The organism is Acidobacteriaceae bacterium (assembly GCA_035944135.1).
Lineage (GTDB): Bacteria > Acidobacteriota > Terriglobia > Terriglobales > Acidobacteriaceae > Granulicella.
Map to the genome: position 1 here is coordinate 68,353 of DASZBM010000009.1, position 22,854 is coordinate 91,206.

Here is a 22,854-nt window from a genome sequence, read left to right on the forward strand (position 1 = left end):
TCCTCCAACCAGAGAGAACTATATCTGGAAAATTGGATGCTTGGCCCGCAACCCGCGCAGCCTCAGCAGTTTTAGCCCTAGCGATAGCGTTTCCGAATCTTGTAAACGATCGAGAAGACGCCGGACTCGTCGCGTGTCATGACAATCGACGCGCTCTCGTTCAACTGATACTGAATCTGAATCAGCTGCTGCGCCGACTGGTTGACGTTGGTCGCGTAAGTGAGTGTGATCTGTTTGGACAGCGGCTCGACGATCGTAATGCGCGCCGTGGAGTTGCCCAGCGTGCCGACAAACGCGGGATCGATCTTGATTGAGCCCGCGCCGAAAAGCTTGCTGACGCGGCTCGATACTGTTGCGTTCAGAGCTCCGCCCAATATCGCACTGGTGGTTGGATCCTCGCCTGCCTGCTGCTGCTGCTGCGTGTTGATCTGCGCCTCTTCCTGGGTTCGGCCAAGCGCCAGCAGATTGAAGATATCGGCCTCAGTGAGTGGCGGCGACGAGCGATAGGTCGGCTTCAGGTTTGTCATGTCACCGTGAATGCCGATCGTAATGTCGTAGTTCTCGACGCGTGTGGATACATCGAGATCGATGGACGGATCGATGCGAACGGGATTGCTGAAGTAGATGATGCCGCGCTCGAGTTCGTACTTCGTCCCGGCGAAGGTCGCGCTGCCATCTGTGATCCTGATCGACCCGAGAAGCGAGGGTTGCGCGATCGTGCCGCGCACGGTCAGATCGACGGTTCCGGCAAGCTTGGCATAGGAGTTCTGGAAATCAAGCTGCGGAGAGCTCGTGATGTGAACATCCATCCTAATCTTGTTACTGAAAGCGCTTGGATCGGGCGGCGTGGGGATTCCGCCGGCTCCCGCGAAGGCCGCGAAGTCAACGTCGGGGCCGACGCCGAACCGTGTCACCAGCACATTTCCCGAGAGCAGCAGACTTTGCGGTCCACCCTGCAGACGGAGCGTAGCGTTTGAGGTGGAGCTCAACCCGTAGAGGCGAACGCGAACCGTATCGATATTCGCTGTAAGATCCGCAAACAGCCCTCGTTGATAGGCGATAAATCCGCCAAGCGTCACCTTGCCGCCGCCCGAGGTTCCGCTAACATCGCGCACCTCGAGGCGGTTCTGGTTGAACACCATCGTTCCAGAGAGTGCGCTGAGGCCGTTCGGAATTCCGTCCATCGCAAAGTTCGCGTTGTCCAACTTAACCGTCCCGCTGAGCGACGGATCCTTCACTCGGCCCTGCACACCGAGGTCAAGTGTGATGTTGCCGGAGGTGATCCAGTCCGGGTCGAGCGTGTGAATGAGATGAAGATTGATGCCACCCTTTGCCTTGATGTTGAGCGCACCGCCCTCCGAATTGGAGTCGCCCAGGAGTTTCGCGGTTCCGCTCGCCTGCAGATCGGTTCCCAGACCGCTAATGTGGAACTGATCCAGCGATGCGACTCCATCACGCAAGCTGGCGCGGATGGGACCCTCGGATGCGAGCTTCAGATTCTGGAGTGTGATGGCGAAGTTCGTAAGCTCGGCGGTCGCCGTGAGTTGTTGCGGATTGGCGGCGGGCCCATTGATAGTGACGGTGCCGTTTATTTGTGAGCTCGCCTGGATGGTATCCGGCGAAACGATATCAAGAATATTCGCCACATTAACGCCCGTGAGCGTCATCTGTGCGTGCGTAACATACTGGCCCTGCAGGGACGTCTGTCCGGTGGCTGCGATTTGCGCGCCGATGAGTGTCGACTGTATCTGATAGTTCACGAGCGAGCCGACGCTGTTTGCGTTCAACGTCAGCGCGCCAAGCTTGTTGCTCTGGTAGGTGATATCCGCAAGCTGTACCTGTGCGCGAAGATTCGGTTCCTGCACGGTACCGTTCGCGTCCACATTCAGAGAGACCACAGCATCAGCATCCGGATTGGCATTCTGCACAAGCTGAAACTTCGAGAGCCGCAGATTGTCGCCGGTGATGTGCGCAGCGATATGCTTGTTGGCGATATCGTAGCTTCCGCTACCGTGGATAGCCATGTTGTGCGCCTGGACGAGAAGACGCGTCGCGTTGATCTGCGTTCCGTGGGCGCTGATGTCAACGGCAATTGTCTGATACGGCTCACCGTATGCCTGGCCGTTCGTGAGAGTAACGTTGCCGGAACCCGCGAGGCTGCGCAGAGTGCCTGTCGCATGCGCATTAATGTTGGCCGCGCCGGTGAGCTTTACCTTTTCCTGCTGGCCGGCAATCTGCAAGAGATCGGCGACCTGCGCATTCGCAAGCTTCGCCGTCACATCGAGAGCCATGTCGTTGTCCCATACATAGGAGACGACACCATGGCGCGAGACGACACGGTGCGGACGGAAGCTGCCCGCGACGTTCAACACAGCCGTATTGCGCCTAATGGTGGAAGACGCGATGGCCAGACCAGTATTGGGTGCGTACTCGGCGTCCGCAACGACAGAGTCGACGTGGATATCTGCCTCGCTGCCGAGATGCACGACGAGGTTATCGGCTTCGAGGTGCCCTTTAACGTCAAGCGTGCGAACCGCGCCCTTTGCAGTTCCTACGAAGCTCATTGTGCCGTGCAGATCAACCGGAATGGCTGCGCTGCCGCGTTTTCCGTTGGCCTCAAACCCCAGTGTCTGCAGGGTCTGGTCAAACTCCGCAAGATTGCGGGCCTGCAGGTTCACCTGCAGATTGGTAAGCGGATCGCCGTTATTCACGCCAAGCACGCCGCTGACGAGAAGCGTGGTTCCCGGTGTCTGAACGTTGACGGTCTTGATGTTCACAACTTGAGATCGTCCGTCGTAATGTGCGTTCACGACACCCGAGACAGGAATATTCGCCTTCGCTCCCCTGCGAGCGACGCCCGTCGGCGAGAGCTTGAGGTCCGCGTCAACTTGCACAGAGCTGGGGATATCCTTCGCCGGACCGCCCCACTCCACCTTGACCGGGCCATTGATCGCGGTGTCCAGACCAAGATCGCCGTAGTGTTCCGGTGCGGTGGCATCCATGATCGTACGCAGCGTGATGCCCTTCACGATCACGGTCAGATACGCATGCGCCCGCTGCACGGGAGTGAGCGTCATCGACTGCACCGGTGGCTTTGCATTCACACCTTTCGCGGCAGCGTTTGCGGTCTTCGCCGCCGCAACCGTTGTGGCGGAAGCCGCGGGTGCGCTCGCTGGAACCTCTCCGAGCCAGTTCTCGATCTTCAGCTCGCCGTCGATGTGGCCGCCACCAGGCAGCGTTCCTGTGAGTGCCGAAAAAAGGAGCTCAGTAGGTGTGACATGTAACTGCGCATTCGCATCAACACCGGCGACGCGGACGGATTCGTCACGATACGCCGCGTTGCGCAATTTGATGTCGCCGACCAGCAGATACCCTGCACTGCAGTCGGGACTGGGCGGCAGCATTTTGGCTGCAGGAGGGACGTGCGGGTGCGTGTGGCGCTGCCAAAAGTGCGGATTCTTCTGCGCGACCTGCGGACTCACTGTGCAGTTGCGCCCATTAATGTCGAGCGCGAGTGTTCCGTTCTCGAGCCCGTCCACTCCGGCTAGATAGCTGATCTGCTTCAGTGCAAGCTCACCGTTGACCGTCGCCTGCCACTCCGGATGAGCGAAGTGCTCGATCAGCGCCGTCGCGCTAAGGTGCGAGTTCATGCCGGTTTCGAAATCGAAGCTGGTGAGCTGCGCCATATCGCGGCCGATCTGAAGGTCCATGTGCAGCTTCGACTGCATCTCCGGCTCTTTCGCCATTCGCGTGCGCAGATCGGCGAGATCGATGGAGATGCCATAACGGTCGGTCGAACTGATGTAATGCACGTTGGCATTGAGATTGTTGGCTGCGGCATCGAACGGAATCGCGCGATCATTAATCACGGCGAGCCCATTCGCGAGCTCAACATCCTTGGCCTGGAGATCAAGCAGCGTATCCTGTACCGGCTCTGTGCTCGTCGTGGGATGCTTGGGCACAGGCTGGTTAGTGTTGCCGTTCTTGTCGATGATCAGATGAAGGTGCGGCTGCTCAACGCGCAGATAGTTGAGCCCAATGTGCGACTGCGCGCCTTTGCCAACCGTGTGCGAGATAAACGTGTTGAGACGCAAGTGAAGGAAGATCTTTGCAGCCGAAAGGTAAGGCATTTCGCCTGGACCTTCTGTGCCGTGAATGACGAGATTGTCGGCTTCGATTGCTAGGTGCCACAGATTGAACGAGATGTGGCCGAGCTCCACACGTCCGCCGGTCGAACTTTCGAGCACATTGACGACCTGGTCCTTTACACGGCGCTGAAAATCCGCAGTCGTGGTGTACCAGGACAGGCCGACGATTAGCACTGTGAGCAGAATCAGAATCGATGTGCCAATCCAGCCGAGAATTCGCCCCACGCGATAGCGCCGCGCGGGTTTCGGCGGAGAGGCAGGCGCGCCCTTGGAGGTGAGACTCATGGCGCCTCCTCCCCGGGATGCAGCACGACAACGCTTCCCTGCGCACGCAAACTCTTCAGCCAATCCTGCAGCAAGTTGCTGATCTGCTGCTGCAACAGCACCTCGCGGATCTGATTCGTGATCGTGTTCAGCTTGGGCGCGGCCGCATGCTGGCGCGCGTACTCCGGCAGCAGAGTTTTGTCATAGTAGTCCTGAATCTGCTGCGCCGTGATGTTGATACCCATCTGAAAGCGATCTTCGATAAAGGAGAGCACGGCCACGCGCTCCTTCCAGCGGCTGAAGAACGAAGCTTCCGTGAAGCCGTTATCTGCGAGGAACCGGTCCCACCCTTCTTTGGTCTGGCAGTGATACTGCGCGCAGGCAGGTATGTCCCTGCGCAACTGATCGATCTGCTTATTCACATCAGCATCGCTGGGCTCGTCTTCAGGCTGCAGTTTGAGTTGCTGAACGATGAGCGCACGGTTGATGAGCCGCTCGAGAGCACGGTCGCTGGACAGCTTCTCCGACGACGTGTGGTAGGGATCGAATGCCTGCAGCCGAAGTTCCTCGTTCACATCGCTGTCGAGGATAAGGTCGTCGTTGACGACTGCAACGACTCGGTCGAGCTCCGTTCCTGGAACACTCGGCATCATCGAAGGCGTCGCCGGCGGAGCGGGAATCGGTGCACTTGCAGGCGGTGGAACCTGCGGTTGGTCGGTCAATCCGGGCGGCTTGGTGCTCGATGCGTTCGGCACCTGCGCAAACGCCGATGGCGCGAAGATGCAGAGCGCCGCCGCGAGGATGAGCCAGCCATCCATTCGCGCCTTCCCGAGTTTGATCGCTCTGTTCATTGCAGCCTAGAACGCCTGTCCGATGCTGAAGAAGAAGTTGAAGTGCGGCGCCTGTCCTACGTACGGGGGCTTGCCGGTGTAGTCATAAAAGACTGGATAGACCGGCGGATTGAGGTTCCAGCTGAAATCAACACGGATAGGACCAACAGGAGTCTTGTAGCGCGCGCCGATTCCGACTGCGTGCGAGTAGTAGTTGAAATTGCACGTTCCGCTCACCGTAGAGTTGTCCGTTGTGCCTGGTGGAACCGTCAGATCGCGGCAGGTGGACTGGTTCGGCTGGTGAAAGTTCTTGATGCTTGTGAACATGTCGCTGGGATACCGGAAGACGTTCCCCATGTCGTGAAAGATGACGAACGATACATTGTTGCCGACTAGCGGAAGCGTCGGCGGTGGAAGCCGCAACTCGAAACTATTGACCACCACACCCGAGCCGCCGACCGGATATCCGGTGGTCAGATCGCGGGGCCCGGCGTCGTTGATGCCGAAGCCGCGATGTGACGTAGCGCCGCCGGCATACATCCGCTCTGGCAGAGGAATTGGATTGCACGTGGCATTCGTCATCAGCAGCTCGCCGGCGCAGTTCGAAACGCCTAGCGAGTTGGAGTTCGCGGTTGTCTGCCCGAACGTGTTCTCGAACCCAACCCGCGTGTTGCGCGCAAAAACGTACTTCTTGGTTCCGAATGTGTAGTACGAGGAGAACGATGCGTCCAACCGATTGAACGAGGTCTCCGCCCCGAAGTGGGACGATGAGACGAACTCCTGGACCGAGTAGTAGAGGCCACGCTGGGCATCGATGGGACTGGGGTCGCGCGTGTCATGGAAGTAGGTCACGCCGGGACCGCCGACGGTCACAGGTTGCGACAACTGGCTGACCAGGTTCGGCGTGATCTCGAGGCTGGCAGGATTCACCGAGACGCGACGGTAGAGGAAGTCATAGATAAACGTGTCCGCCTTTTTGTACTTCTGCGAGACTCGAAAATCTCCCTGCAGCGTAGAGGCCTGAAACGTTGTGATGTTCTGTACGTTCGAGTAGCCGCCCGAAACGGCCGCCGTGAGGAAGGGCTTGCCCAAAAATTGAGGATTGTTGAACGTAAGTGTAGCCACGCGCTCGAGCAGGCCAAAGGTTGTGTGGAGCGTGAGGGACTGCTGCGTCCCGCGGAAGTTGATCCGCGAAACATCGAGCGCCACGCGCGGGCTCACGCCGGCCTTTCCGTTCTGCGCCGCGGTCTGCCCTTGCACCAATCCAGGCCCGAGAGACGGCGTCCCCGTCTGTGCTTCGAAGCCGAAGCCATAAGTTACGTCCCAACGTTTCGCCTCGGTGAGCTGCACGAGAACGTTCTTCTGCGGAGCATCTCCCCTGGGATTCTGAACCGCCGTATTTACTTCGTTAAACAGCGCCAGGTTGTATAGGTTGCGCTGCGTTTGCAGGAGCGCCGCCTGATCCAGCGGATCTTCTGGGTGCACGAGAATCTGCTGCTGGACCACCGCCGGCTTGGTGTGTGCGAGTCCTGAGAGCAGCACGTGATCAATCGTGACCTGGTGCCCTTCGGATACCGCGAGCGTTACGTTGATCAGATCCTTATTTTCCGGGTCGGGCTGCTGCTGAATCTCAACCTCCGCCAGATCGAACCCGTGCGCAAGGTAGTAGCTCAACACCGCGTCGCGGTCATTGGAGAGTGTGATCAGCGAAAACGGCTGACCTGTCTCGGCACTGAGCAGAGCTTTGATCGCATTCTGTCTCGATGCTCCGACTCCGGAGAGATCCACCTCGCCGAACTTCTGCTGCGTTCCCTCCTCGATGATGTAGGTCACATCGATGTAGGCGACCTTCAGCCCCTCTCCGGAGGCGGTCTTGTCTGTGTCCTTCACGCTGGACTTTACCTTGACGTGCGTGAATCCGCTCGCCCGATACAGCGCCTCGATCGAGCTGCGGTCATCTTCAACAAGCTGTGCGCTGTAGGTGCCGCTGCGCACGTACAGATCCGCGGGCTTTACACGCAACTGCTGTTTGATGAGCGCGTCGCTGAAGTACTTGTTCCCCTCGAGCTTCACGGAGCGAACCTTGTGCCGCTTACCCGGAGTAACCGTGTACTGCACCGTGACTGTATTCGTTCCGCGCCCCAGCAGCTTCACAGAGTCTTCTGCGTCGAAGTAGCCCTTGCGCTGCATAAAATCGCGAATGTTGAAGCCGCCTTCGTTCACGAGGTCCCGGTCCACTGCTGACTCTTCGTAGATTGGAACCAGCAGTTTCTTGCGTGATTTCGAGATCTTCGTTCCGTCGATCGTGATGTGAACGAGCGGCCCCTGGTTCGCCTGGAACTGATAGTCGAGCTGCTTGCGCGGCGGTGCGTACGTATCGCTCTGCTGACTGATCGTGCCTTCTAGTCGGTCCTGCTTCTGGTAGTACTTGCGCACGCCGTTCAGTGCGTTGCTGGTGGTGTCGCGAGTCACCTTCACCTGGCATTTCCGCAGGATCATCCTGTCAAACGCGGTCGCGAGCCACCCGCAATCGAGCTTGCCCTTCTTGCGAAAGTCGTCAACATCGATGCCAGGATCCTTGCCCTGAAGCGCCACGTTTCCGACGCGCGCCTGCGGCCCTTGCTTGATGGTGAAGGTTACGTTCACCTGGTGATTTACATCGTCATGCGTGGTTGCGATCTGAATGTTCGCCTCGAAATAGCCATTCTGCTCGAGCGACTGGCGCACGCTTGCAAGAGCGGCGGGAATCTCCGGCTCACTGAACGGGGTACCCGGATCGAGCTTCGTCGCAAACTGCAGCAGCGATGCAAGCCTCTCCTGCACGATGCCGTTGATCTCTACGCGACCGACGTAGTAGCGAGGCACGCCGCCGTAAATGAGAGTCAGGCCGTTGGCGTTCGTCTCGCCTGAGACGCTGATGTCGCGATAGAGACCACTCGCGTACAGCCGGCGAATGTCCGCTCTTACCTTCTGCGGATCGAGCCTCTCGCCGGCCGTCTGCTCCAACTCGGTCACGATCGCGTCATGCGGACCAAAGGTCACGCCCTCAAAACGAACCGCGGTAACCGGTACTCCGGCTTTCGTCCAGATGCTGGTAGGCAGCGGCGCAAGCGGGTTGGTCACCGTAGCCGAGGCGGCCTCAGAGCCGGTGGACGATTGCGCGGAAGGCATCTTGCTGGCCTGCGGGGTTCCCTCCGGGGCGCTGGGATTCGTGGTCTGCGGCTGCGGCGCCTGTCCTGCGGCTTGAGAGTTGATCGTGGCGGGGCTTTGCGCGGGCGCCACCACCCACCCCGATGCGAGGAGCGTGCCAGCCAGCAATACCCTTCCGATGAAACGCTGTGCGTATCGCAAGTGACGCGCTCGCGCTCCTGAGGCAGGTTTCGCGAGCCGGCTCTCGACTGAGTTCGATAGCCTGCTCCGGCCAGACACCTCAGGACCCTCCACGCTCTATTCTCGCGCATAATGCGAGCTGTAACCGTTGTGTCCTCAGATCCTTAGCACTCGGATTATCAGGACCAATCCTCCGGACCCGCTGCAGCACACGGTTATTTCTCGTAGAGATGCTTATTTCGAACGCGGGGTTCACCGCCAAAGAGGTTCGGACGCGCTCGTATACTGACCCTCAATGTCTTTCGCGGTCAAAAGCGAGCATGAGCAGCCGAGTGAGAGCCCCACTCGCAGCCATTCTCAGGACCCGATAGACGAGCGCGAACGCTACTCCCGCCAGATTCTCTTTGCGCCCATCGGGCATCAGGGTCAGCAGCGTCTCAGGACCGCGCACGCTGTCATCGTAGGCGTGGGAGCCACGGGAGCCGCAACGGCCGGCCTGCTCGCCCGCGCTGGTGTGGGTCGCCTTACGCTCGTCGATCGCGATTTCGTCGAGCCCTCCAATCTGCAGCGCCAGATGCTCTTCGAAGAGGACGACGCCCGTCACTGCCTGCCCAAAGCCGAGGCCGCTCGGCGGCACCTGGCGCGCGTCAACTCTGCTGTAGAAATCACCGCCCACATCGCGGATTTCACACCAAGCAATGCCGAGACATTGGCCGGCAACGCGGACATCATCCTCGATTGCACCGATAACTTCGAGACGCGCTACCTCATCAACGACCTCTGTGTGCGAGATGCCCGGCCGTGGATATATGCCGCTGGGGTCGGATCCTACGCCGCGACCATGAATATCCTGCCCCGCGCGGCCGGCGAGCGCGATCCCGGCTTCGATCCGACCGCCTGCCTCGCCTGCATCTTCCCGTCGAGCCCGACCGGAAATGTCGAGACCTGCGACACGGCGGGTATTCTCTCGACCGCAGTCAACTTCGCAGCCTCGCTCCAGGTCACCGAGACCTTGAAGCTGCTCACCGGACAACCTGACCGCATGCGCCGTACGCTTCTGGCCTACGATCTCTGGACGGGCGAGCGCTCCGAAGTCTCCGCCGGCAAGCCGCGTCCGGACTGCGAGGTATGCGGCCAGCGAACGTTCGCGGCTCTGGATGGCCAGGGTCGCGCTCCGATTACTCTCTGCGGCCGCAATGCAGTCCAGATCCATGAACATGCCCGCCCGGTTGATTTGGCCGCGCTGGCGCGCAGGCTGGAACCGCTTGGCGAAGTCCGTGCGAATGGCATGCTGCTGCGTTTCCGTGCGTCTACACACACAATTACGGTGTTCGCGGACGGCCGCGCCTTGATCCAGGGAACGACGGACGTCGGTCGAGCCAGGTCCTTATACGCCAGATACGTCGGAGCTTAGACACGACATCTCCCGCGCCGGGACAACCCCGGCACCGGAGTTTCTATCCAAGCCATTGATACCTTTCCGAGAACAGGTGCGTTACGCTGAAAGCAGGCGAAGAGCCGGCATGAACGAACGTACTGACCGGAGACCTCGCTTATGGGACTTCAAGGCTTGCAAACGATGCAGACAAAACCAAACGCCGGCTTGTTTAAGCGGAACCCTCCGATAGCCGGTGAGGCCGAGGCGATCGAGCGGGCCAAAAACGGCGATCCTGACGCTTTCTCCAAGCTGTACTCGCTGCATAAGCGGCGCGTCTATACACTGTGCCTTCGCATGCTCGGCAATGTGTCTGAAGCCGAGGACATGACCCAGGAGGCCTTCCTTCACCTCTTCCGCAAGCTCGGCAGCTTCCGCGGAGAGAGCGCCTTCTCGACCTGGCTGCACCGGCTGACCGTGAACCTGGTCCTGATGCATTTGCGCAAGAAGGGCCTTCAGCTTGTCTCTTTGGAAGAGACCATCAACCCATCCGAAGAGGACGCACCGAAGCGCGATTTCGGCTCGCGTGACACGCAGCTCGCCGGATCGGTCGATCGCGTCACCTTGGAGCGCGCCGTCGCTTCCTTGCCTCCGGGGTATCGAATGGTGTTCGTCCTCCACGATGTTGAGGGGTTCGAGCACAATGAGATTGCTACGATGCTGGAGTGCTCCACCGGCAACAGCAAATCACAACTCCACAAAGCGCGCCTGAAGCTCCGCGAACTTCTTCGTCACCCAGATCAGTTACCCGAACTGGAGAGCTCGCGGGAGGTCGTGCAGTGAGTGATATCTCTAACCTCGACTTCGATTCGATGACCCCGGCCGAGTTTGAACAGTATCTGCCGGAGCTCTTTGCCAGCGGAGAAGGCGGCAAGCTCAGCGAAGACCCTCGTCTCGAAACTTTTCTCTCGGCCAACCCCGATTGCGCTGCGCTTGTTCGCGACCTCGAAACCATCGCCGACACTGCCAAGAATCTCCTCGTCTCCGAGCAGGAACCCAGCGATTCCGTCTGGTCGAACATCGCCAGCAAGCTCCAGCAGCAGGAAGGCGACGGCGACGAGCCGGTCGATCTCTCCGAGTAACGGCTACCATGGGGTCTGAGACATCTCAGACCCTCATGCCTCCAATCGTCCCAAAGAGCCACCACTCCGACGACGCACACGCGCGCGCGTCATCGATCGAGCGCCTCGTGCTCACCGGATTCATGGGCTCCGGCAAGAGCACCATCGGCCGGCACCTGGCCGAGCGCCTCGGCTGGCGCTTCGTCGATCTCGACCACCTCATCGAAGAGCGCGACGGCCGCACCGTGGCTCGCATCTTTGCCGAGAGTGGCGAACCGGCTTTTCGCGCCAAAGAGACCGAAGCACTCGCCACATCTCTTCATGAGTCACGCATCATAGTGGCGCTTGGCGGAGGCGCGCTGGAAACGCCTGCCAATCGCCACGCACTCTCCACTGCGTCGAGGACGTGCGTCGTCCTCCTCAGTGCCGAATTCGACACGCTATTTGACCGTTGTCAGCAACAGATCACCAGCGCCGCTACCGCTGCCCTGCCCATTCGCCCGCTGCTTGGTGATCGCGAAGCCGCCGCAGCGCGTCTCGCCCGGCGCGAGCCGATCTATCGCGAGGCGGCCGACGTCATCCTCGACACCACAGGCCAACTGCCTGAGCAGAGCGTCGAAGCGTTGCTCACAATCCTCGCGAGTATCCTCTAGAGTTCACCCAACATCGACGTCACCGCCCGTAGGCGCATCACACCGACGAGAACCTCGTTTGCTGTTATCTTGAGGAACCGTGCCACTTATCCTGCATCCTTCCAGCCCGCCCGTTCCACTCACGCCGCAGGAGCACCAGCAGCGCACTATCCGGGGTTACATCCTCTTCTTTTTCGCCATGGCGGTGCTGCTCGCCGTGCTCTGGAAACTTCGCAGCGTACTCGAGATCGTCTACGTCAGCGCGCTCTTCGCCGTGGTGCTGTCCCCGATCGTGCAACAGGTCATGAAGCTGCGCATCTTCGGCAAGCAGCCCTCCAGAACCGTAGCTGTGCTCGGCCTTGTCATCCTGGTATTCCTGCTTCTCATTACCTTCGCCGTCTTCGCGTTTCCACCCGTCATTCATGATGTCCAACACTTCACTAGTGATCTCCCGGAACGCCTCCCTGCAATGGCGGCCAGGTTGCGCAGTCTTCCTTTCGCGGATCATCTTGGGCTGGACAGTCTGAGTGCAAAGGCCCAGCATCTCGCCACGACCGCCGCATCGTATGTGGTCGCGTCCGCGCCCAAGTGGATCGTCCGCGTACTGGACGTCATCACAACGGGAATCCTGTGCGTCTACTTCATGCTCGAGGGCGAGTTTGCCTATTTCTACTTTCTCGCGCTCATCCCGCTTGAATCACGCGAGCGTCTTGCACGGACATTGACGGCAGCCGAAGGACGTATGAGCAAATGGCTCATCGGACAATTTGCGCTGATGTTGATTCTCGGTGTGACGAGCACGGCCGTCTTCCATGGCCTGCACGTCCGCTACTCCGTCCTGCTGGGCGTGCTGATGGGGCTATTCAACATCGTCCCGGTCATCGGCGGACTCATCACGATCCTGCTCGCCGCAGCGGTTGCGGCGATGGATTCATGGTCCAAGATGGCAGGCGTCTTTATCTTCTACGTCATCTATCTGCAGATAGAGAACGCCTTCCTGACGCCGCGCATCATGCGCACCAGCGTGAACCTGATGGGCCTTTCCGTTTTGATTGCATTGCTCGCCGGCTCAGAACTCGCGGGGGTCGTCGGGGCACTGGTTGCTGTTCCGTCTGCGGCACTTGTCGCCGTGCTCATGGACGAATACTTCGTGCAGAAGGATGCGGACGCCAACGCGAAGGTCGCCGCTGCAGACGCCAGCTCCGCCTAGAGCATTCTCCTGAAGGTGTCGTCAAGGCGGAGTCCATCAGGAGAAATGCTCTTAACTCTTCGTCGTAAACGTCCACGTCGTTTCGCTGTGGAACGTCTGCCCCGGCTTCAGCTCCGTGCTCGGAAAGTCCGGATGGTTCGGCGAGTCCGGGAAGTGCTGCGTCTCCAGGCAAAAGCCCGTGCGGCTCTCGTACTTCGCACCGGTACGGCTGGTTAAGCTGCCATTGAGCATATTTCCGGAGTAGAACTGCACGCCTGGCTGCGTCGTATCCACCGTCAGCACGCGTCCGCTCGCCGGGTCGTAGACCTGCGCCGCCGGATGCAGCTCGCCCATTTTTCCACGCAGCACAAAGTTGTGATCGTATCCATGCGCGAGCTTCAACTGCTCGTTATCCGTGTTGATGCGCTCCCCGATCACGTGCGGATTCGTGAAGTCGAGCGGAGTTCCGGCCACAGGCGCCAGCTGTCCCGTCGGGATAAACGTCGAATTGATCGGCGTGAACTTGTCGGCATCGATCTTCATTACCTCGTTCAGAATCGACCCGCTGCCATCACCACTCAGGTTGAAATACGTGTGATTGGTGAGATTCAGCACAGTCGGCTTATCAGTCGTCGCGCTGTAATCGATAGCCACCTTGTTATCGTGCAGCGTATAGCGCACATGCGCCGTCAGCGTGCCAGGAAATCCCTGATCGCCGTCCGGGCTCACAAGAGTGAACTCGACACCCGAAGGAATTTCCTTCGATGTCCAGTTCCGGGAATCGAAGCCCTCCTTGCCACCGTGCAGCGCGGTTGTACCCTCGTTGGTCGTGATCTGATACGGCTTGCCTTGGAGCGTGAACCGGCCGTTCGCAATCCGGTTTGCATAGCGCCCGGGCACGGAGCCCATATACCCGTTCTTGCCCTGCAGGTATTTATCGAAGACTCCATAACCGAGCACGATGTTTTCCATCTTGCCGTTGCGGTCCTTCGTTTCCAGATTCACGACGCGCGCGCCGTACGTGATCACCTGCAACTGCACGGCCGGGCTCTTCAGTGTGTAAATCTCCACCGGCTGGCCATCAGGCATGTGGCCGAAAACGCTGTGCTGAACTGTAGTGGCGGCTGATGCGGCAGTAAACGAGGTCATGGTCAGCAGAATAACGCGAAGCAGCTTGTTCAAAGCGGAATGCTCCAGATGTTGTTGTGAGGATGCGGCAAACAACCACCGCCAATATACTTGACCCGAGATGACTCTGACGATTCGCCGCTCGCCATCGCAATTCCTCGCTTCCCTACTGCTAATTGCCTCATTCGCGATCACTGCGAGCGCCGGCGCGCAGGATCACTGGGTCGGTACCTGGTCGACCGCCCCCGTTTCCTCGAGTAACAGCAACAGCCGCTTCTCCGACGACACGACGCTGCGCGAGATCGTGCACGTGTCAATAGGAGGGTCGTCCGTGCGTATCGTGCTCAGCAACGCGTTCGGTACCGACACCCTGAAGATCGGTGGCGCCGCCGTCGCGCTCACCGGCCCCGGCAACACCGTCAAGGGCGCCTCTGTTCCCGCCCTCTTCCACGGGCAGCCCGCCGTCGACATCCCCGCTGGCGCTGAGGTCGTCAGCGATCCCATTGCGCTCAATCTGCCTCCGCTCGGCGATCTCGCCATCACGATCTTCGTCCCCGGCCAGACCGTGAGCACCATCACCCAGCACAGCTTCGCCGACGACACCAACTACGAGCTCGCCGGCAACCAGCTCACTTCAGCGGACTTCTCCGGCGCCACAACCGTGCGCTCCTGGCCCTTCCTCAAGGCCGTCGAGGTCCTCGCTCCGCGCGATGCCGGCGCGATCGTCTGCTTCGGCGACAGCATCACCGACGGCGCTCACAGCACGCCTGATAAAAACATGCGCTGGCCCGACGTGCTCGCACGTCGCCTGCAGGCCGACAAGAAGACCGCCCGCCTCGGCGTGCTCAACGAAGGCATCGGCGGCAATCGCCTGCTGCACGATGTCACAGGGCCCAATGCACTCGAGCGATTCGACCGCGACGTCCTCGACCAGAGCGGCGTGAAGTACCTGATCATCCTCGAAGGCATCAACGATATCGGCCACGCATACGACCCGGAAAAGCCGTACGACGTCGTCACCGCCGAACAGCTTCAGATGGCCCTCTCGCAACTCGTCGACCGCGCTCACGCGCACGGCATCAAGGTCATCGGCGCCACACTGACACCCTACGTCGGTGCGAAGTATCAGTCTCCACAAGGCGAGAAGGTCCGCGAAGCCGAGAACGACTTCATCCTGCACAGCGGCAAGTTCGACGGCGTCATCGACTTCGCCAAAGCCACCGCCGACTCAGCCGACCCCACACACTTCGCCGCCAGCGCGGGCAGCACCGACAACCTGCATCCCGGCGATTCCGGCTATCAAACAATGGGCGACTCAATCGACCTCAAGCTTTTCAGATAAGCACTACACCCAAAGAAAACGCCCCGCTCGCATAGAGCAGGGCGTTTGCTTTCGCTAGCGAACCAGAACTACTTCAGTTCATAACCCGCAAAGAAGTAGCCGATCTCGAACGCAGCCGTATCCTCTGCGTCCGAACCATGGATCGCATTCTCGCCGATCGACGACGCATACTTCTTGCGAATCGTCCCCGCGTCCGCCTTCGCCGGGTCCGTCGCACCCATCAGCGTGCGCAGGTCGGCAATCGCATTCTCCTTCTCGAGCACCATCGGCACAATCGTGCCCGAGCTCATGAACGTGGTCAGCTCACCGAAGAACGGCCGCGCTGCATGCACGTAGTAGAAGCCCTCTGCCTGCTCCTTGGTAAGTCCAATCTTCTTGATGCCGACAATCTTGAATCCTGCCTTCTCAATCTCCGCGAGAATGGCCGCCGTGTAGCCCTTGCGGACCGCGTCCGGCTTGATGATGCTGAAGGTGCGCTGTGACACAGAAATCTCCTGTTGCTGCTCTATTTGCCTCGTAAATGTTGGCTCTTCCAGTGTACCTGTTCGCTCAGCTTCTAAGGACTTAGTAGCGCCAGCTCGTCAGGTCCGCTCCCGGCGGCGCGGTCTTCTGAATCCGCTCCAGAATCTGCGGCACATACATCTGGTTGTAATGCAGTCGGCTGTACCAGTTCGGATGATCGAAGTCGCCATTCCAGCAGTGCTCCGCCTTCGGCCCGTACTTCACCTCACCCTCATACGGCACGCCATGCCCCGGCGTTCCCGTCTGCTTCAGAAAATTCTCCATCAGGTACACCGCATTGTTCAGGAAATACGAATCGTCATAGCCGACATAAATGTGCAGCTTGCCCTGCAGCTTCGGCCCCAGCGTCCCCCAATCGCGCTGCAGCATGGCATCCAGATCGTAGTGATCGTGCCAGTACGCCGCGGTTTTGTGGTCGATCACGCCCGTCTGCTTATCGAAAATCGGCTGCGGATATCCGTCGCTTGCCACCGGCGAAAACACCGCCTGCCAGATATCGAACTGCTCCCCTGACCGCCCGCGGTCTCCCAACGCCGCCTCATACGCCACGTTGTCCGGCATCGAGATCAACGTCTGCCCCAGGTAATTCCTCATCGCCGGCTGCACGATATTTCTCTGCGCACCCTCCGTCCAGAAAACGTTCTTCTGGTCGTACAAATCGGCCGTCATGTATGCGTGAAAATCCACGGGGTCCGGGCACGCGACAAACGCCCCGTTGTAATGCTCCGGATAAAACATCTGCACGGCCAGCGACTCCCATCCGCCCGTCGACCCGCCATAAACAAATCGCGCCCAACCCTGCCCGATGCCGCGAAACTGCTTCTCGATCGCTGGAATCAACTCCGTCTCAATCGCGTCGCCATACGGTCCCAGGTTCGCCGAATTCACCGCATAGCTGTCGTCGTAGTACGGATTCGCATGATTGATCTTCACGATCACAAACCGCGGCTGATTTGGCTTGATCCAGTCCTGATAATTCTTGTAACCCTCCTCCTGCACGATGCGGTTGTAGCCCTTCAGATGAAACCGCTCTGAATAATCCGGCTTCAGATTCGGATCCGGCGGCGTCTCGCGAAAGTCCATGAACTCCGCCTCAAAATGATCCTCAAACACGATCAGCGGATAGTGTACGTTCGGGTGCTCGTCGAACCCCTGCGGCACCATCACCACCGCACTCAGGTACATCGGCGTTCCCCAGAAATCGCTCAGCAGCTTCGACTGAATCCGCAGATGGCGAATGTACTTCGTGTCCGCCTCCGGCTTGATCGGAGGAATCACCTCCGACAGCTCAAGGTGCACACTCTGGCTGGAGCCGGGCACAAAATGCACCTTTATCGGCTTCGAATACAGATTCCCCGGCTTGATGTTCCAGTGCTGGCCCTCGCCCATGTCCGGCGGCAGCTTCACCGTCTTGCCGTCGCTCCGATGAAACGTCTCATACACGTTCAGCACGGCCTGCACCGTGTAGTCGCCCGCCGGCATCTCTGCAATCGACCGGTGCGGGTAACCCGCAATCGCTGAAACCACCCTCGGCCCATTCGTCGTCTGTCCGCCAAACGCGACAGCCTCGCCCGGCCTTAGCCCATCCACCGTCACGCCAAATACCTGCTGCGACTTCGGCGAGATATCGATCTGCATCCGCGGCTCTTCACTCGGATCATTCGACAGCAACAGGAGCACGCGCCCATCCAGCTGTTTCGACGAGCGATCGGCCGGAAAACTCACGATAAATACCTGCGCCGAAACACCGATGCTCACCAGGCACAGCAGTGCCGCTGCCAATCCACTCACTTTTCGCATGCCAGAAAGTGTAATCCACGCGTCCGCCGCATCCGGCGTATGATCTGTTCCGTCCAATGCTCATGCGCAAAACTGCGTGGATCTGGCTCGCCGGCTGCATCGCGTGGACTTTCGATGCAGCCGTCAGCCTCGCTCTGCACGCCACCACGCACGCCGAACTAGCGTTCCTTCTTGCGATCGTCTTCGGAATTGCGTGGCTCTTCTATCGCAGTCAGCCGCGTTGAGATAACAAAGGCCCGGCACGCTCGCCGGGCCCTCACAGTGTCAGCGGACCTACTTCTGCGCCGCTTCGATATCGAACTCCATCTTCACGTCGTCGCCGAGCATCGCATCGCCGGACGGAAGTGTTCCATTCCAGTTGAGCCCGAAATCCTGCCGGCGTATCGTGGTCGTCGCCGTGAATCCGCGCCGCGGCTTTTTGCCCGGTCCCATCTGTTCCTTGCTCGGCGGATCGAGATGCAGCGTGACCGTCTTTGTCACACCATGCAGGTTCAGGTCGCCGATGACGTCATATCCGTCGCCTGCAGCGACCACCTTCGTGCTCCTGAAGGTCGCCGTGGGATACTTCTCCGCATCGAAAAAGTGCGGGCTCTTCAGGTCCGTGTCCCTTGCGGAAACCCCTGTGTCCACACTCGCTACGTCAATCGTCGCCTGTACAGACGAGTCGGCCAGGTTCTTCGGGTCCATCTCGATCACGCCATCCTTGATCGCAAATCGGCCATGCACGGTCGAGATAGCCATGTGTTTGATCCCGAATGTGATCGCGGAATGCGCCGGATCGATCTCGTAGGTGGTCTTCTGGGCGAGCGCGCTCACACCGCTCACAAGCGCACCGGCCAGAATTACTGTGGAGAACAAGCTGGAATTGCTTAGACGCATATCGAAGTGTCCTTTCGTCGCCTTGCCAACGGCGCGAATCCACCTACCTTGAAAACTGTACGTGCAACCAGGAGTGCGGCACACCCCTCTGGATGCAAAAGCGTTCCTCGCGAATCCTAAGCTTGGAGGCTATGCCTTGCCCAGCACCTTCGCCATCGTCTCGCCAATCTCCGCCGGCGACTTCACAACATGAATGCCCGCATTCGCCATGGCTTCCATCTTGCTCTCGGCCGTCCCCTCACCGCCCGAGATAATCGCGCCCGCATGGCCCATGCGCCGGCCCGGAGGCGCCGTCTGCCCGGCAATGAATCCCACCACAGGCTTTTTAACGTTGGCCTTGATGAACTCCGCAGCCTTCTCCTCGTTCGTTCCGCCGATCTCCCCGATCATGATGATCGCTTCCGTTCCCGGATCGTCGTTCAGCAGCTTCAGCGCATCGATGTGCGTCGTCCCGACGATCGGATCGCCGCCAATCCCAATCGCTGTCGACTGCCCGATGCCACGCGTCGTCAGCTGATACACAGCCTCATACGTCAGCGTGCCGGAGCGCGAAACGATCCCGACGCTTCCCTCTTTGTGAATGCGCCCTGGCATGATGCCGATCTTCGCCTTGCCCGGCGAAATCACACCCGGGCAGTTCGGTCCGATGAGGCGCGACTTCGAATGCTTCACCACCTCCCAGACCTTCACCATGTCCAGCACCGGAATGCCCTCGGTAATGCACACCACCAGCGGCAGCCCGGCATCGGCCGCTTCGAGGATGCCGTCCGCCGCGGCCGGTGGCGGAACGAAGATCATGGTCGCGTTCGCCCCGGTCGCCTTCACCGCCTCTTCGACGGTGTTGAAGACCGGCCAACCCTCATGCGTCGTTCCACCCTTGCCCGGCGTCACTCCGCCTACAACGATGTCCACGCCGAACTGCTTCGAATACTCCGAGCAACCCTTCGCATGAAACGTGCCTTCGCGCCCGGTGATTCCCTGCACAATCAGCCGCGTGTTCTTGTCTACGAGAACGCTCATTACTTCACTCCCTTCGCGGCTGCAACCACCAAATCTGCTGCTTCCTTCATCGTGGCCCCAACTTGGAACTTCAAGCCCGACTCCTCAATAATCTTTCTTCCTTCTTCGACATTTGTGCCTTCGAGACGAAGAACTATCGGAAGTTTGACATTCAGCTTCTTGGCTGCTGCCACAACGGCAGTTGCCAGCACATCAACCCGCAGAATTCCGCCGAAAATATTGATGAAGATTGCCTTCACGTTCTTGTCCGAAAGCAGAATCCCGAACGCATTCTCAATCTGCTCCTGGTTCGCTCCACCACCAACGTCGAGGAAGTTTGCAGGCGATCCGCCGGCGTATTGGATGATGTCCATCGTCGCCATCGCAAGCCCTGCGCCGTTCACCATGCACGCAATGTTGCCGTCGAGCTTGATGTAGTTCAGCGCAAACTTCGAAGCCTCGACCTCGAGCGGATCTTCCTCGCTTAGATCACGCAGCTCCTTCAGGTCCTTATGCCGGAAGAGCGCGTTGTCGTCGAAGTTGATCTTGCAGTCGAGCGCCATCAGCTTGCCGTCCTTCGTCGTGATGAACGGGTTGATCTCCATCAGCGAGCTGTCAGTCTCGATGAACGCGCGGTAGAGGCCCATCATGAACTTCACGGCCTCACCAACCTGCGCGGCCTCCAGGCCCAACTTGAATGCGAGACGCCGGGCCTGGTACGGCTGAAATCCGATCGCCGGATCGATGTACTCCTTGTAGATCGCTTCGGGCGTGTCGTGCGCGACCTCCTCGATCTCCATGCCGCCGGCCTGCGACGCCATGAAGACTACCTGCGAGCTCGCGCGGTCGAGCACGATGCCGAGGTAAAGCTCGCGTGCAATGGCAGAGCCGGCCTCGATCAGCAACCGCTGCACCTTCTGGCCCTGCGCCCCGGTCTGGTGGGTCACAAGCTGCATGCCGAGGATCGCCTTCGAGTACTCGTCGGCCTGCTCGATGGACTTCGCCAGCTTGACGCCGCCGCCTTTGCCGCGCCCACCTGCATGGATCTGCGCCTTGACGACGACAACCGCGTTGCCGGCCGAGAAGAGCTGCTTGGCCGCAGCGTCAGCCTCTTCCTGCGTGGTGGCCATCTCACCTGCGGGAACGGCAACGCCGTACTTCCGCAGAATCTCCTTGGCCTGATACTCGTGAATCTTCATGCGCGCTCCAGGATTGCTAACTGAGATGTCACCGAAGAGGTGCCGTGACGTGACCCAGTCATGGTAGCGACCCGCAGAAACGAGGAGCAAGTACGTCAGGCGATTATCGGCACCGATGTTCGATATCTCGGTAATCCGCTCTTCGCTTGACCGGTATTTCGATGTTGGGATTTTTCGAGGTTTCGGTCTTTCGTTCTATCGCTGCAGGCGCACGATCAACCGCACGACCGAGCCGGAGTCAATTGTCTCCGCTGCGCGGGCTATGCCGTCCGGCAGGTTCTTCGCCAGCCCCGCAACAACCAGAACTGCAGCGGCGTTCAGCAGAACAACGTCGCGGCGCGGTCCACGCTCTCCGGTAAAGACCGCGCGAAGAATCGCGGCATTCGCCTGCGCATCTCCGCCGGCAAGCGCCGCGATCGGCGCTCTTCCCAGTTGAAGCGCGTCCGGTGCAACCGTATCCAGGCGCACCGATTCGTCGTGAACGACTGCCACGTCGCTCGGCCCGCTCAGCGACAATTCATCGAGTCCCTGATGACCATGCACCACAATTCCGTGTGTGGTGCCCAGCAGCACCATGGCTTGCGCGACGGGGGCCACCAGGCGGCCGGCGTAGACGCCCATCACCTGTCGCTTCGCGCCGGCGGGGTTCAGCAGCGGACCCAGCACGTGCAGGATGGTGCGCACCCCGAGTGCGCGCCGGATCGGCATCAGGGCCTTCATGGCCGGATGGTGCGCTGGCGCCAGCAGGAAGCAGAATCCGGTCTTCCGCAGGGCCTCCGCCGCTGCGTCCGGAGAGTGTTCTGTCGGGATACCGAGGGCGTCCAGGACGTCCGCGGAGCCACAGCGTGAGGTGATCGCACGGTTGCCGTGCTTGGCGACCTTGGCGCCCGCGGCGGCCGCCACCAGCGCCGCCGCGGTGGAGATGTTGAAGGTGCCGCTGCCGTCGCCACCAGTGCCGCAGGTGTCGACGATCTGGGTTCGCTCTTCGTCGGTGAGGGGAAGTGGTGTGGCGAGTGCGCGGAGGGTCTGGGCGAAGCCGGCGATCTCGGCGGCGGTTTCGCCGCGCCCAGCCATTGCACCGAGGAGCGCGGCGAGTTCCATCTCGGGAACGTCGCTCGCGAGGATACGCTGCATGAGCGTTGTCGCCTCACCTCGGCTCAACGTCGCGCGATCCTCGACAATTCGGCGCAACTCCGTTCGGATTGACATCAAAAATCAAGGCTATCAGGACTTAGCCGATGGGCAAGAAGGAAAAATTGGGCGGAGGAATCGGGGAGGCAACGGGTGGGTACCCCCCTCCCCCCTGCTTTTGCGCAAAGTCTTCAGAACACAAGACTTAGGCTTGTACTTTAATTTGCAAAGTCTTGATTCTAAAGGGCCTTGATTCTAACAGGGGTACTGGTCGCGGCGAGCTGCGCGTAGCAAGGATTATTGTCAATGCTTACAGGAACTTGAGAGCCTAACGGGCCAGCTGCCGGCGCGCGGATCGTGTGACGGGCTCTGTCTACCCCGGCCGAAACCTGGGTTATCGAGCACCGGCGTGTCTCGCCGGGATTGCACGGGCTCAGCGGCTTTACGGGGCCGCTGAGCAGGACGTCGCGGCTACGCGGCGGCGGAAGCGGCCGGAGTTGCCGCGGCGCGGACTACAGCTGCCGGAGCCGCTACGGTGTATTCCGAGGCCTTCCAATCGCCCAGGCAACGGCTGAGCAAAGCGGCGGCGCAGCGCTCACCGCAGAGGACGATGACGTTGTCTTCAAGGGCGAGGTTCGCGTCCCAAGGCATGAAGCGTACGTCGTGGGCCGAGGTTATGGCGAGGATCCAATGGTTGCTCGTCTTCTTCTGGACTCCGCAGGTGCAGGTGAATAAAGGCGTGGCTGCCATGTGTGTCAGTCTCCTCACTGCTGATCGCAGTTGTCGTTCGCTTACCTAAGAAGCAACTGCCATGCCAATCAATGGAGAAGCTAAGTTGGCAATATAAAGGGCTTGGATGTGAGGTGCCCTTTTGCGGTTTGCCCTCATGCCCAAGGAAAGGGAAAACTCTTTCCACCGTGTGCATTCAATTGCAACCTTGGTGGTACGATAGCACGCCGGTCGGG

The 22,854-nt window shown here is 59.8% G+C and carries 18 protein-coding genes; 7 read left to right on the forward strand and 11 right to left on the reverse strand.

The window, feature by feature from the left end:
* Window positions 1-77: 77 nt before the first annotated feature.
* From VGU25_14100 to VGU25_14110, 3 genes are read right to left on the reverse strand one after another with little or no spacing between them, the layout of a single operon-like run.
* A complete protein-coding gene (locus VGU25_14100) occupies window positions 78-4,433 on the reverse strand; it encodes a translocation/assembly module TamB domain-containing protein (GenBank protein ID HEV2578336.1) in 4,356 nt (1,451 codons plus the stop codon).
* Window positions 4,430-5,263, reverse strand: coding sequence for a peptidylprolyl isomerase (locus VGU25_14105; GenBank protein HEV2578337.1), 834 nt, complete (start codon window positions 5,261-5,263; stop codon window positions 4,430-4,432). Before VGU25_14105 ends, VGU25_14100 begins: the two co-directional genes overlap by 4 nt.
* 6 nt (window positions 5,264-5,269) lie before the next feature.
* On the reverse strand, window positions 5,270-8,560 hold the full coding sequence (locus VGU25_14110; protein ID HEV2578338.1) for a POTRA domain-containing protein: 3,291 nt from the start codon (window positions 8,558-8,560) through the stop codon (window positions 5,270-5,272).
* Between the two features lie 307 nt (window positions 8,561-8,867).
* Here VGU25_14110 and VGU25_14115 point away from each other — a divergent pair, with 307 nt between their 5' ends.
* The 5 genes from VGU25_14115 (at window position 8,868) to VGU25_14135 (ending at window position 12,910) form a co-directional block, all read left to right on the forward strand.
* Window positions 8,868-9,986, forward strand: coding sequence for a ThiF family adenylyltransferase (locus tag VGU25_14115; GenBank protein ID HEV2578339.1), 1,119 nt, complete (start codon window positions 8,868-8,870; stop codon window positions 9,984-9,986).
* A 141-nt stretch (window positions 9,987-10,127) separates the two neighbouring features.
* Window positions 10,128-10,790 carry an RNA polymerase sigma factor gene (locus tag VGU25_14120; protein HEV2578340.1) on the forward strand — a complete coding sequence of 221 codons (663 nt, stop codon included), beginning with the start codon at window positions 10,128-10,130 and terminating at the stop codon, window positions 10,788-10,790.
* Window positions 10,787-11,089: a hypothetical protein gene (locus VGU25_14125; GenBank protein HEV2578341.1), complete on the forward strand. Its 303-nt coding sequence runs from the start codon at window positions 10,787-10,789 to the stop codon at window positions 11,087-11,089. Before VGU25_14120 ends, VGU25_14125 begins: the two co-directional genes overlap by 4 nt.
* A gap of 35 nt (window positions 11,090-11,124) precedes the next feature.
* The gene (locus VGU25_14130; protein ID HEV2578342.1) at window positions 11,125-11,721 is read left to right on the forward strand and encodes a shikimate kinase; all 597 of its coding nucleotides are present in this window, start codon (window positions 11,125-11,127) and stop codon (window positions 11,719-11,721) included.
* A 79-nt stretch (window positions 11,722-11,800) separates the two neighbouring features.
* Window positions 11,801-12,910, forward strand: coding sequence for an AI-2E family transporter (locus VGU25_14135; protein HEV2578343.1), 1,110 nt, complete (start codon window positions 11,801-11,803; stop codon window positions 12,908-12,910).
* Between the two features lie 51 nt (window positions 12,911-12,961).
* Here the strand turns inward: VGU25_14135 and VGU25_14140 are convergent, their stop codons facing one another.
* Entirely contained in the window at window positions 12,962-14,071 is a 1,110-nt protein-coding gene (locus VGU25_14140; GenBank protein HEV2578344.1) for an aldose epimerase family protein, read from the reverse strand.
* Between the two features lie 67 nt (window positions 14,072-14,138).
* On the opposite strand from VGU25_14140, the gene VGU25_14145 reads away from it, so the two are divergent.
* Window positions 14,139-15,359, forward strand: a complete 1,221-nt coding sequence (locus tag VGU25_14145; protein ID HEV2578345.1) for an SGNH/GDSL hydrolase family protein — start codon at window positions 14,139-14,141, stop codon at window positions 15,357-15,359.
* 68 nt (window positions 15,360-15,427) lie between these two features.
* On the opposite strand, the gene ndk is transcribed toward VGU25_14145, so the two are convergent.
* Together ndk and VGU25_14155 are read right to left on the reverse strand one after the other, a co-directional pair.
* The gene (gene ndk, locus VGU25_14150; GenBank protein HEV2578346.1) at window positions 15,428-15,844 is read right to left on the reverse strand and encodes a nucleoside-diphosphate kinase; all 417 of its coding nucleotides are present in this window, start codon (window positions 15,842-15,844) and stop codon (window positions 15,428-15,430) included.
* 79 nt (window positions 15,845-15,923) lie between these two features.
* Window positions 15,924-17,681, reverse strand: a complete 1,758-nt coding sequence (locus VGU25_14155; protein HEV2578347.1) for a hypothetical protein — start codon at window positions 17,679-17,681, stop codon at window positions 15,924-15,926.
* A 56-nt stretch (window positions 17,682-17,737) separates the two neighbouring features.
* On the opposite strand from VGU25_14155, the gene VGU25_14160 reads away from it, so the two are divergent.
* Entirely contained in the window at window positions 17,738-17,905 is a 168-nt protein-coding gene (locus VGU25_14160) for a hypothetical protein (GenBank protein ID HEV2578348.1), read from the forward strand.
* Between the two features lie 49 nt (window positions 17,906-17,954).
* Here VGU25_14160 and VGU25_14165 read toward each other — a convergent pair whose 3' ends face one another.
* From VGU25_14165 to VGU25_14185, 5 genes are all read right to left on the reverse strand, one after another.
* A complete protein-coding gene (locus tag VGU25_14165; GenBank protein HEV2578349.1) occupies window positions 17,955-18,560 on the reverse strand; it encodes a YceI family protein in 606 nt (201 codons plus the stop codon).
* A 129-nt stretch (window positions 18,561-18,689) separates the two neighbouring features.
* On the reverse strand, window positions 18,690-19,580 hold the full coding sequence (sucD, locus tag VGU25_14170) for a succinate--CoA ligase subunit alpha (GenBank protein HEV2578350.1): 891 nt from the start codon (window positions 19,578-19,580) through the stop codon (window positions 18,690-18,692).
* On the reverse strand, window positions 19,580-20,758 hold the full coding sequence (gene sucC / locus VGU25_14175; protein HEV2578351.1) for an ADP-forming succinate--CoA ligase subunit beta: 1,179 nt from the start codon (window positions 20,756-20,758) through the stop codon (window positions 19,580-19,582). The genes sucD and sucC overlap by 1 nt, the downstream gene beginning before the upstream one ends.
* A gap of 195 nt (window positions 20,759-20,953) precedes the next feature.
* The gene (gene trpD, locus VGU25_14180; GenBank protein HEV2578352.1) at window positions 20,954-21,967 is read right to left on the reverse strand and encodes an anthranilate phosphoribosyltransferase; all 1,014 of its coding nucleotides are present in this window, start codon (window positions 21,965-21,967) and stop codon (window positions 20,954-20,956) included.
* A 393-nt stretch (window positions 21,968-22,360) separates the two neighbouring features.
* On the reverse strand, window positions 22,361-22,639 hold the full coding sequence (locus VGU25_14185; protein ID HEV2578353.1) for a hypothetical protein: 279 nt from the start codon (window positions 22,637-22,639) through the stop codon (window positions 22,361-22,363).
* Window positions 22,640-22,854: the final 215 nt, after the last annotated feature.